The following is an 11,506-nucleotide window of genomic DNA, read 5'->3' on the forward strand; positions in this document are numbered from 1 at the left end:
TTTTAGTGATTCAAGTAATTGATAAATTTCTTCGCCTGTTTCGTCGTCTAAATTGCCAGTGGGCTCATCTGCTAATAGTAAAGCAGGCTCATTAATTAATGCTCTAGCTATAGCAACTCGTTGACGCTCACCACCAGATAATTGATTGGGGAAATGCGTTAAACGATGGGCTAAACCGACCTCTATCAATAGTTGCTGCGCTTTTTCATGAGCAGAGACTACCGACATTCCACTGATTAACAAAGGCATGGCGACATTCTCAATAGCATTAAATTCAGGCAATAGATGATGAAATTGGTAAATGAAACCAATATCAGTATTACGTATTAACGCGTTTTGGGCATCACTGTTTTTGGCAATATCATGGCCTTGATAGACTACTGAACCACTTGACGGTATATCAAGACCCCCGAGAATATGCAGTAATGTACTTTTTCCAGAACCTGATGAACCAATGATAGCAACATGCTCGCCAGCAGATACGGTTAAATTAACCTGTTGGAGGATATCGATTTGATGCTCACCGTCAGCATATATTTTAGATACCGCTGTAGCCACTAACAATGTCATTAATATCCCTAAACGCTTTAATTTATACATACTTATTGTCAAATGCATCGTGCTGAAATACAAGTGATTTTTGTGTCGCTTATGTTTGTAAAAACAATGTTAGTAAAGATAAATTAAATTTTTATGGTTATGAAAACGAATTCATTTGCACCCTTAATCGATTAAGTTTATTCTATATGTTATGATCGTTAACGAATATTTAACATAATTAGGACAGAACAATTATGAACTCAGGACTTAAACCTCGTTTATCCTTCTGGCAAGTCTGGAACATGTGTTTCGGCTTCTTCGGGATCCAATATGGCTTTGGTTTACAACAAGCTAACCTCAGCCCTATTTTTACCTACCATGGTGCATCTTATGACCAGTTACCATTGTTATGGTTAGCAGGCCCCATCACAGGTTTACTTATTCAACCCTTAATTGGTGCCATAAGTGATAGAACTTGGACGAGCTTCGGACGTCGTAAGCCATTCTTCCTTTGGGGAGCTATCATAGGTAGTGTCGCGGTATTATTTATGCCGTATGTACCCGAATTATGGATGGTAGTGGGTTTATTTTGGATCTTAGATGCCGCGATGAATACAGCAATGGAACCGTACCGTGCAATGGTCGGTGATATGGTTAACCGTGAACAGCGTCCTTTCGCTTTCGCCTTACAAACATTTATGATTTCTGGTGGTCAGATCCTAGCGAGTTTAATGCCTGTCATTATGATTGGCTTTGGTGTCTCGGCTGTAACCGATGGTACTTTTATCCCTGATATTGTTAAGTATTCATTTGTATGTGGCGTAGTGGTGATTATTATTACAGCTATTTGGTCATTCATAAAAACTAAAGAATACCCACCTGAAAATATTGAAGTCTTTCAAGCAGAAAATAAAGGTAAAGTAATTTCTAGTATTTTACCAGACCTATGGAGTGCTTTTAAAGATATGCCAATGTCTTTGAGACAAGTGTGGTGGGTTAAATTAGTGACGTGGTTTGGATTACCATTAATGTGGCAATATTTATCACTATCGATTGCTTACCATGTCTATGATGCTCCTACACCTGATGCTGCAGGTTTTGCGGAAGGTACCGCTCAAGGCGGAACAGCATTTGCTGTCATGCATATATCAACACTAGTTATGTCATTTTTCATCGCTAAGACCATTCATAAATTTGGTGATAATAAAGTTTATGCACTTTGCTTAGCTATCGGTGGCCTTGGTTTCTTATCAATGCAGCTCACTACAGATTTATATCTAACCTTAGCGTGTATGGCGCTGGTAGGAATAGGTTGGGCTGGTGTTATCACTGTACCATTTATCATTTGTGCCAATGTGGCGCCGGCTATGCGTATTGGTGTATACATGGGGCTTTTAAATGCCATGATTTGTTTACCTCAAATTATGGAAATGCTGACCATTGGTCTAATCTTCGATTCTGTTTTAGGTGGAGATCCCCGCAACGCATTAGCATTATGTGGCCTGTTATTCTTAGTCGGTGCAGTACTTGCTCTTCGTATTAATTCAGGAAACGATACATTAACCAGTCAAAATAACGAAAAGCAACAGGAACAAGCTTAATGAAATTAGCGAATATTAAACGCGAATGGTGGAAAGAAGGCGTAGTCTATCAAATTTATCCACGCAGCTTCCAAGATTCAAACGGCGATGGCGTGGGTGATTTACGCGGCATCATTAACCGCCTAGATTATATAAAAGATCTAGGTGTTGATATTATTTGGTTAAATCCAATCTACAGCTCACCAAATGATGATAATGGTTATGATATTTCTGATTACCGAAATATCATGGCTGAATTTGGTGATATGGATGATTTTGAAGAGCTACTTGCAGGAATGCATGAACGCGGTTTAAAAGTCGTTATGGATCTCGTAGTGAATCACTGTAGTGATGAACACATGTGGTTCCAAGAAGCGAAGCAATCTAGAGATAATCCTTATTATGATTATTTTCATTGGTGGCCAGCGGAAAAAGGCACCCCACCACATCGCTGGTCTTATTTTGATCCTGAAGCCAATGCATGGTGTTATAACGAGGCGACTGACTCCTATTATCTGCATTATTTTGCGATCAAACAGCCTGATTTAAACTGGGAAAATCCAAAGTTACGTGCTGAAATTTATGACATGATGCATTACTGGTTTAAAAAAGGGATTGATGGCTTCCGTATGGATGTAATTACATTCATATCAAAGCATGAAGGTTATCCAGAGTTCCCACCTGAGTTTCATGGTCAAGCCATGATTGATATGTACGCTCAAGGTCCAAAACTGCATGATTATTTGCATGAAATGAACCGTGAAGTATTACAGCATTATGACATCATGACAGTAGCCGAAGGGCCTGGTACCCACACTGACAATGTGTTGAAACTAGTGGGCGAGGATCGTCAAGAATTGAATATGAATTATCACTTTGATCATGTCAGTATTGGTGTGGGTGATCGCTTCATCGTCAATGATGACTTTCAAAATCTGGTTAAATTCAAACAAGTCATGTCTGACTGGGATGCAGCATTAGCTACTGAGGGCTGGAATACGGTGTATTTTGGTAATCACGACTTCCCTCGCATGGTCACGCGCTGGGCATCAGATGCTCCTGAGCATCGTCGAACTGCCTCTAAAATGCTATCAACTTATTTATTGACTATGCGTGGCACACCTTATTATTACATGGGTGATGAACTCGGAATGTCGAATATCAAATTTGATAATATCGACGACTACAAAGACATCATGACCATTAACTGGTATCAGCTAACTAAGGCAGAAGGTGGCGATTTAGATAAGTTTATGGAGTCACATAAACTATGCGCTCGTGACAATGCTCGCACCCCTGTTCAATGGGATGACTCTGAAAATGCAGGTTTTACGACTGGCACACCTTGGATAAAAGTTAATCCAAACTATGTCGATGTGAATGCAGCAGCTCAAGAGAACGATCCTGATTCAGAGTTGAATTATTTCAGAAAATTAAACCAAGTACGAAAAGATAACCTGACTCTGATTTATGGTGCTTACACATTATTATTGGCAGAACATACTGAAATTTATGCGTATACGCGCACATTAGATGATGATGTCATTTTAGTGTTACTCAACTACTCGGATAAAACAGTGACAATTAATCAAGCTGATTTAGCAGGTGTGGACGTGTCTAATGGCACCATACTCTTGAATAACACAGCTTCTTTAGATGTGACAGCAGATACCGTTACATTAACACCTTATCAAGCAGTATTAGTGAGATAACCTTCGATAATCTGTTAAATTTAAAACCTCTACAGGAGCCATTAGAGATCCCTGTAGAGGTTTTTTTATAGTTTACCAAATCGAGTTTCAACACCGGGTTTCGGTGTAACAGGTAACAAACTAGCCAATAGCAACGAACAACACGCAAACCCTGCCCCAATCATAAATACAGTGCTCGGCGAATGCAGCCATAGCAGACCTAGTAGCGCAGGGATAATTACTGCAGCAATATGATTAATAGTGAAACTCACACTCGCAGTGGCTGCAATATCCTCAGGTTGCGCAATTTTTTGAAAATACGTTTTCATAGCGATAGCTAACGCAAAAAACATATGGTCAACAACATACAACGCGCCGGCAATATACTGATTTTCCACAAATGCATACGCTACAAACACACCGATTAAACCAATATATTCAAACACGAGTGCGTTGCGCTCACCGACTTTACTGATCCAGCGTCCAATTTTGGGGGCAAAAAACAAGTTAAACACATAATTGATCATGAACAATGCACTGATTTGCCCTACTGAATAGCCAAATTTTTCTACCATCAAAAAGCCTGCGAAAACTACAAATATTTGACGACGCGCACCACTGAAGAAAACGAGCGCATAATACAAAGAATATTGCTTTTTGATAATGAGCTTTTTGGTTTGCACCGATACAGCTTTGAACTGTGGGAAGCTCCACCATAGGAGTACCACTATAATAGCCCCTAGCCCGCCAATAAGTGCATAAGCATGGGCATACGGCCATTGGAAGTATTCCATGAGCGCCCAAATCACACCATAAGCGCATAACGCACCTACCGCTTTTACCGACAACGCCCGTCCCATAAACTCAGCAGTTTTGTCTTTTGCAAGCCATTGTAGAGTCAACGATTGATTCAATGTTTCATAGTAATGAAAGCCAATTGACATAATCACTGTCGTCACATATAAGCCAATGACCGATGGATAAAACCCAGTCAACGCCACTCCTATGCAAGTGACCAGTAACGACAATGTGGCAAAGCGCTGCTCTTTGATAAACAGCAAAATATAAATGGCAGTGAACGCTAAAAATCCTGGTACTTCCCGCAAGGATTGTAAAATGCCAATTTCTTTGCCGGTAAAGGCCGCTTGTTCAATAACAAAATTATTAAGTAATACCTGCCATGTAGAGAATACCAACGCCATACAAAATGACATGATCAATAAAAAATTAGCAGGATGATAAAAGGAATGAGTCGTATCTAACTCATTAGAATACTCAGTAGTGCGAGGACTGAGTGAGCGAACAAAATTATTTATGCGAGACATGGTTTACAATTAAGGTGTTTAAAGCAAAAATACAGTATAACTCAAATTAAACAGAGATAATGAACAGATGAGCCAATCTAACTTCCAACAAAAAGATATGACCGGTGTATTATTTTATAATTCTTATAAAGACAAGGACACGCAGCCTAATTACAAAGGCAAAGTCATGATCGAAGGCAAAGAGTATTCGTTAAGTGCTTGGGAACGTAAAGATAAAAACGGTAACACCTATTATTCATTGCAAGCCACCTCCACTGATGAACAACGTTCTCGCGCGGAAGATAATTTATCGCGACTAAAGAATAACGTTTTCGGTGGTGATGCCAGTCAGCCTTCAACCCCGGCTAGCTCTGCACCTCAATATGCACAGCCAACACAAGCACCTAAACCGATGCCAGCACCGGATTTTGATGATGATGAAGACCTGCCGTTCTGACACTATCTCTGATAAGAACGACTACAAAAAAACTGCACTTGAGGCGTTTGTTAGTTTTTCTTTGTTTCTTTTAACTCATTTAGAGCATAAGACTCTTTGATTAAGGCAAAGCTATAATTTCCAGATACTGATGTAACGCCTCCATATGAGCCCACATCTGTTAATTCGGCAGATAAACGCACAAAATAATTTTTATTTGCTTCAAATTTATGTTCAATATTCATCTCACCTGCGCGCCAGTTAGACATAAAAGCACCTTCTTTGACTGTGAGTTTATGTTTACCCGGTTTCAATGAAATTACTTTATAGCCGCCATTGCTAAGATCAAAGTTATCCTTTCCATCAATTTGAATTGTTGGTGAAGCAGCACCATCTAACATAGCCCAAGGTCTATAAATATAAACGTTGGCTTGATTTGTATCTAAGGCTTCAAACTGAGTGAATTTAGGGCCTGTGGCATTACATGCAAGTAACAGAAATGAAGTAGAAAATAAAACGATAATCTTTTTTAACATTTACAAAATCCTAGTTTGATAACTCACTTTTAAATAAGAGACGTAGACATGCGTGGCATCATAGTGAAACAGCCCTTCATGAATGTGTCCCAGCGAACGAAGTGCGTAAGTTTATTGGGTTATTATGTACGACACAAAACTACTGTCTAAACTCATTCAAATCAAAATGGTTTGGAGAGGGAAATAGCCTTTGAATTTAATTTTCCTACAAGTACACACAAATTACCACCACAATCGTATTGGCATTGGCCGCTGGTTTGATTACACTATGCGCAAATTTTTATGGAGTGTAAGTTATGTCAATGTATGTTGTGGGACACAAGATCCCAGATTCTGATTCAATTTGTGGTGCTTTAGCCATTGCTTACTTAAAAAATCAAATCGGCGAGCCAGCAATACCAACGCGTTTAGGTGACGTATCACCAGAAACTCAATTCATTTTAGATAAGTTTGGTTTTGAAGCCCCAGAACTAAAAATGAGTTATGCCGGTGAAAACGTTTATATCGTCGATCACACTGAGAAAACCCAAGCTCCTGATGATATCGATGAAGCAACCGTCGTTGGTGTCGTTGACCATCATAAGTTAGGCGACCTTACCACATCTACTCCGTTAGAGTGCTGGATCCGTCCGGTAGGTTGTAGTAATACCATTGTCAAAATGATGTATGATTTTTATGATGTAGAAATTCCAAAAGCATACGCCGGTATTATGATGTGTGCGATTTTATCTGACACGGTTATCTTTAAATCGCCTACTTGTACCACCGCAGATATTAAATGTGTTGAAGCATTAGCAGAGATTGCGGGCATTGAAGATTACAAAGCCTTAGGCATGGAAATGTTTAAAGTAAAATCTGCTGTACAAGGCACACCAGTTCGTGATTTAGTCATGCGTGATTTTAAAGATTTTGATATGCACGGCAATTTAGTCGGCATCGGTCAATTAGAAGTTATCGACTTATCGGTATTTGATACGATTAAAGCAGATTTAGCTGCTGACATCATCAAACTCAAAGAGGAAGGCAATCGCCATTCAGTGATGTTGCTATTAACTGACATCATGAAAGAAGGTTCGTTGATGCTAATTGCATCTGATGATGAGACGTTAATCACATCTGCCTATGGTGTAACTGCTGAGAACAGCGAAGTGTGGTTAGACGGCGTCTTAAGCCGTAAAAAACAAGTTGTGCCACCTTTACAAGATGCCTTTGCTAAGTAAATAAGTACTTCAAAAAAGCCAATACAAAGCCCTGTCAAACTACGCGATTGACAGGGCTTTTTTGTATCAATTACTGAGTGAATTTAAATGGGTAATATCAGACATGGAAACCTGTTTAATGAGTATTAACAGGTTAAATAAGTCACAAAGGAATAAATGGCGGAGTGGACGACCTATACAGGCTTCATAGTCTATCTACAGCGCCAAGAACCCTTGGAATACCTTAGTTTCCTGATGTTGTCATAGGCTTAGTTCGATGTCAAAGGACTAAAAGTGTCTACTGTTTTGTCTACCCATGTCGGCCCATGAGTTTTCTTATGTATAGACATGATTAACTAGTCCTTTCCTATGTCTATTCCAAGGGCTTATCTATGGGTATTTTGAGTAGTCTCTATTTGATCCTGAGAAAGCCTCAGAGAGCCTCTAATTCATCTTTGATCAACTCTATTAGCTGAGCCTAAAGTCCTCTATAGGGGGCGGGAGGGGGCTTTATGGCTATGGTATTATCATGGGCCTTGACGTGGTCAACATATTTCGGACAACCCAGTTAAGCAACTTTTTGTAGTTTTACCATTTCCTGCTCATACTGATTTGGGCTTTGATACCCCAGATATGAATGCAGTCTATAGCTGTTATAGAACATCGTGATGTAATTCAAGATATCCTGTTGTGCTTCGTATCGAGTTTGGTAGTTTCGCCAATGAACCCGTTCGTTTTTCAAGCTGCCGAAGAAACTTTCAGCAACGGCATTATCCCAACAATCGCCTTTTCTGCTCATGCTGCCAACTAGGCCATGAGCGTTAAGTAATTTACGATACTCGTGACTGGCATATTGCGAGCCACGGTCGGTATGCACAATTAATCCTTTCTCTGGTTTTCGCTGCCATATTGCCATTCTCAGCGCGTCAATTACCAGCTTTGCTTTCATCCTTGAGCTCATGCTCCAACCAACGATTTTACGCGAGTACAAATCAATCACGATGGCTAAGTACAACCAACCTTCTCGCGTCCATATGTAAGTAATATCAGAAACATACGCTTTGTTAGGCGCATCCACAGTAAACTCACGATTGAGCACATTATCAAACAACGGCTTGTTATGGTTACTGTCTGTTGTCACCTTATATTTCTTGCGATAACGAACCCACACCTTGGCTTCAAGCATTAGCTTCTTCGCCTTTTGGCGACTCACTGGATAGCCTAAACAATTCAGGGCATGCTTCATTCTGCGGCTGCCATACGTGTTATCACTAGCGACAGCTATCTTTTTCACCCACTCGATCATATCAGCATGAGTAGGGTCTATTTCTTGTTCTATCTTCGCCCAACGGTAAAAGCCGCTGCGCTTCACCCCTAACAATTGACACATTCTGTCAACGGGATAGGTCTTCTTATTTTGGGCAATGAAGCGGTACTTTACTTCATTTCTTTGGCAAAAAAGACCGTTGCTTCCTTTAAAATGTTTTTGTCCATTTCAAGCTGGCGAACCTTTGCTCTCAGTTGCCTAATTTCTTCTTGCTCTGGCGTCAGCTTGCCATTACCACGAAACGCCTGACCATCATTATCTTGTTCGTGTTCTTTCATCCAACGGGTAATCAGATTTGGATTAATCTCCAAGCTTCTTGCCGCTTCAGCTCGACTGAACTTCTGATCAACCACTAGGCTGATAGCGTCTAACTTAAATTCTTTTGAATATTTTTTTCTAGCATTCATAATGCACTCCAGTTTTGAGAATTATCTCTTATCTAGAGTGTCCGAATCAAATCTACCACCTCAGTCTTCAAATTTCGCACTTAAAGCGCCTGTAGCCTCTATTCGTGTATATAGCTTTTGAGTAACAGCATCAGTAACTCTGACCCATGAAAGCTCACATAGCCTTTCGAAAACCTCTATTGCTCTCTTGTATGAATAAGGGACTTTAGATTCACTTTTTAATTTATAAGCAGGTTTTTTCTTAGGATAACTGACAGTATTAGCTGCGTGAGGTGATGTATAGGCTTGATACAGAGAAGAGAGTACGTGCTTTGCTAATGAGATCCTCTCTGAATGAACGAGCTCAACATTAACACCCGAGCAAGGCGCGTCGGCGGTTGGAAACATATGACTAGCCAACTCATCCACAAACGGTGCTTTTAATGAAGCAAACCAGTCAAACCTAAAGTCATTCATATTTTACCTTTAGCTAAACTTGCTATATTGACAAACAATAAACTAGTTGAGATTAAATAGAAAGCATATTGCAGAGCATATGTGGATACTATTGTCCTTTTATTCTGTCTTATTAATAACTTTTCCGTACATATGGTCTTTAGGGGACTTAAGTATACCTAGGTACTCTACAGTACTCCTTAGTCAACCATAGCTATCCTTTATAGTGTATCTATTATGAATATAACTAAAGGACAACCTAGGAACTTTATAAAGTATATTCATTAATAGTAATACATTAATAACCAAGGAACTCTTAGTTATTACTATGCAGATATAACGTAGGAATAAGTACCTTAAGTCCCATATACATTGACCTAAAATCCCCTTTAGTAAATCTCTCAAGGCCCATGATAATACCATAGCCATAAAGCCCCCTCCCGCCCCCTATAGAGGACTTTAGGCTCAGCTAATAGAGTTGATCAAAGATGAATTAGAGGCTCTCTGAGGCTTTCTCAGGATCAAATAGAGACTACTCAAAATACCCATAGATAAGCCCTTGGAATAGACATAGGAAAGGACTAGTTAATCATGTCTATACATAAGAAAACTCATGGGCCGACATGGGTAGACAAAACAGTAGACACTTTTAGTCCTTTGACATCGAACTAAGCCTATGACAACATCAGGAAACTAAGGTATTCCAAGGGTTCTTGGCGCTGTAGATAGACTATGAAGCCTGTATAGGTCGTCCACTCCGCCATTTTAAAGTCCTAAAAAGCTCTACAGACCTTTATATACCTACGATTCATGCACAGGCTATATAGGCACGGTAGACTACCTCTTAAGATCGAGCTCACTTGACAGTGCTTTCATGTAACGCAAAGACTGTTCTAGCTGATAACCATCACCGTATCCCTGCCCTACACTACGTAACGACCAACCACCAAGCATATCTATCATATCTGAAGGTGCTTCAACCTTTCTTAATCTATCTCTAAAGCTGTGTCGTAAGCCATGTATCACATCCTCTTTATCACCAATAGATTTAAGCCACTTATTAATTGAGGCTGAAGCTGAGTTAGCATTGCACTTAGTTGATGTTGTATACCTTGGGAAACAAACACCCCCTACTCTGTGGTTAACTATCTGCTTTGCAGACCACAGTGAAATACCCACAAGAGGAATGATACGCTCACTAGAAGCTGTCTTTAAACGCCTATGAGGATGTGGTACTAGTTTGATATGCGGTATTTCACAATCCAAATGAATATCAGTAACCATTAAGCCTGCTGCCTCTGACAGCCTCATACCAGTATCAACTATTAAGCCTACTAACCAACGAATATCATCATCGATAACTTGTATGGCAGACTTGATTTTTATTAGGTTAGACAGCTTGATAGCATGACGTTTTTTAGCGCTGGTGTTAGTGGGTAAATACACCCTTGTAAATGGATTATCACAGGTTAAGCCTAACTCAAGAATAGTAAAGTTAACTATCGCTTTAATGCCTGAGAATATGCGTTGCAATGAACTGACACTCAACCCTTTAGCGAGCAACCAATCCCTAAATGCAGCAGCATCTTTAGATGAATATTCATCAAGCGACCTTTCACCTAAACACTCAACTAAATACTTAACGTTTCTGGATGCTGTATTGAAGAACAGCTCAGGTCTACCAACCCCTTTCACCTTGAAGTACAAGTCTCTGGCTTCGGAGATAAGTGGTAGTTTTGAGTCATTAGAGGCAGCTTGGGACTGAACCAGATGAATTGCAGGTACATCTATATTCTGTAAACGTAATCCAAGCCAGTATTGCTCTAGCTTAGCGCTATACGCTCTTGATGCAATACGTGCAGAAATAACAGATTTAGTCTTTAAAGAGACAACGATTCTTTTGGATGAATAGTAACCAGAAAGGTCAACTGGTACAGCTCTAGTATAGTAATAAGTATTACCTTTGATAAAGGTATATTGAGGATGCTTAGATGATAAAAGTGTCTTCGACATTGTCTACCGTGCCTATATAGCCTGTGCAGAATCGTAGG

General features: G+C 39.8%; 10 protein-coding genes. 4 read left to right on the forward strand and 6 right to left on the reverse strand.

Annotated elements, in window-relative coordinates; all coding sequences use genetic code 11:
* The coding region (locus G2999_RS07985) for an ABC transporter ATP-binding protein (RefSeq protein WP_010180496.1) at positions 1-570 on the reverse strand (570 nt) is incomplete at its 3' end.
* Between the two features lie 224 nt (positions 571-794).
* Here G2999_RS07985 and G2999_RS07990 point away from each other — a divergent pair.
* Positions 795-2,141, forward strand: coding sequence for an MFS transporter (locus G2999_RS07990; RefSeq protein ID WP_010180498.1), 1,347 nt, complete (start codon positions 795-797; stop codon positions 2,139-2,141).
* Complete coding sequence (locus tag G2999_RS07995) at positions 2,141-3,832, forward strand: alpha-glucosidase (protein ID WP_010180500.1); 1,692 nt, start codon at positions 2,141-2,143, stop codon at positions 3,830-3,832. The genes G2999_RS07990 and G2999_RS07995 overlap by 1 nt, the downstream gene beginning before the upstream one ends.
* Before the next feature lie 65 nt (positions 3,833-3,897).
* Here the strand turns inward: G2999_RS07995 and G2999_RS08000 are convergent, their stop codons facing one another.
* Positions 3,898-5,025, reverse strand: coding sequence for an MFS transporter (locus tag G2999_RS08000; protein WP_232222439.1), 1,128 nt, complete (start codon positions 5,023-5,025; stop codon positions 3,898-3,900).
* Positions 5,026-5,203: 178 nt separating this feature from the next.
* Between G2999_RS08000 and G2999_RS12690 the strand changes: the two genes are divergently transcribed.
* The gene (locus tag G2999_RS12690; protein ID WP_010180504.1) at positions 5,204-5,572 is read left to right on the forward strand and encodes a hypothetical protein; all 369 of its coding nucleotides are present in this window, start codon (positions 5,204-5,206) and stop codon (positions 5,570-5,572) included.
* Positions 5,573-5,622: 50 nt separating this feature from the next.
* Here the strand turns inward: G2999_RS12690 and G2999_RS08010 are convergent, their stop codons facing one another.
* Entirely contained in the window at positions 5,623-6,087 is a 465-nt protein-coding gene (locus G2999_RS08010) for a DUF2846 domain-containing protein (RefSeq protein WP_010180506.1), read from the reverse strand.
* 296 nt (positions 6,088-6,383) lie between these two features.
* Between G2999_RS08010 and G2999_RS08015 the strand changes: the two genes are divergently transcribed.
* On the forward strand, positions 6,384-7,307 hold the full coding sequence (locus G2999_RS08015) for a manganese-dependent inorganic pyrophosphatase (protein WP_010180508.1): 924 nt from the start codon (positions 6,384-6,386) through the stop codon (positions 7,305-7,307).
* Between the two features lie 547 nt (positions 7,308-7,854).
* Here the strand turns inward: G2999_RS08015 and G2999_RS08020 are convergent.
* The 3 genes from G2999_RS08020 to G2999_RS08035 all read right to left on the reverse strand — a co-directional run bounded on the left by G2999_RS08020 (position 7,855) and on the right by G2999_RS08035 (position 11,468).
* A protein-coding gene (locus G2999_RS08020; RefSeq protein WP_076611658.1) for an IS3-like element ISApr1 family transposase occupies positions 7,855-9,020 on the reverse strand; the annotation gives its coding sequence in 2 pieces (ribosomal slippage) (positions 7,855-8,774 and positions 8,774-9,020; 1,167 coding nt in all).
* Between the two features lie 60 nt (positions 9,021-9,080).
* Positions 9,081-9,476 (reverse strand): hypothetical protein, encoded by a 396-nt coding sequence (locus G2999_RS08030; RefSeq protein WP_010180510.1) that lies wholly within the window; start codon positions 9,474-9,476, stop codon positions 9,081-9,083.
* An 816-nt stretch (positions 9,477-10,292) separates the two neighbouring features.
* On the reverse strand, positions 10,293-11,468 hold the full coding sequence (locus G2999_RS08035; protein WP_010180513.1) for a DUF6538 domain-containing protein: 1,176 nt from the start codon (positions 11,466-11,468) through the stop codon (positions 10,293-10,295).
* Positions 11,469-11,506 lie beyond the last annotated feature (38 nt).

Origin of the sequence: Glaciecola sp. HTCC2999, assembly GCF_000155775.1 — a bacterium.
Lineage (GTDB): Bacteria > Pseudomonadota > Gammaproteobacteria > Enterobacterales > Alteromonadaceae > Opacimonas.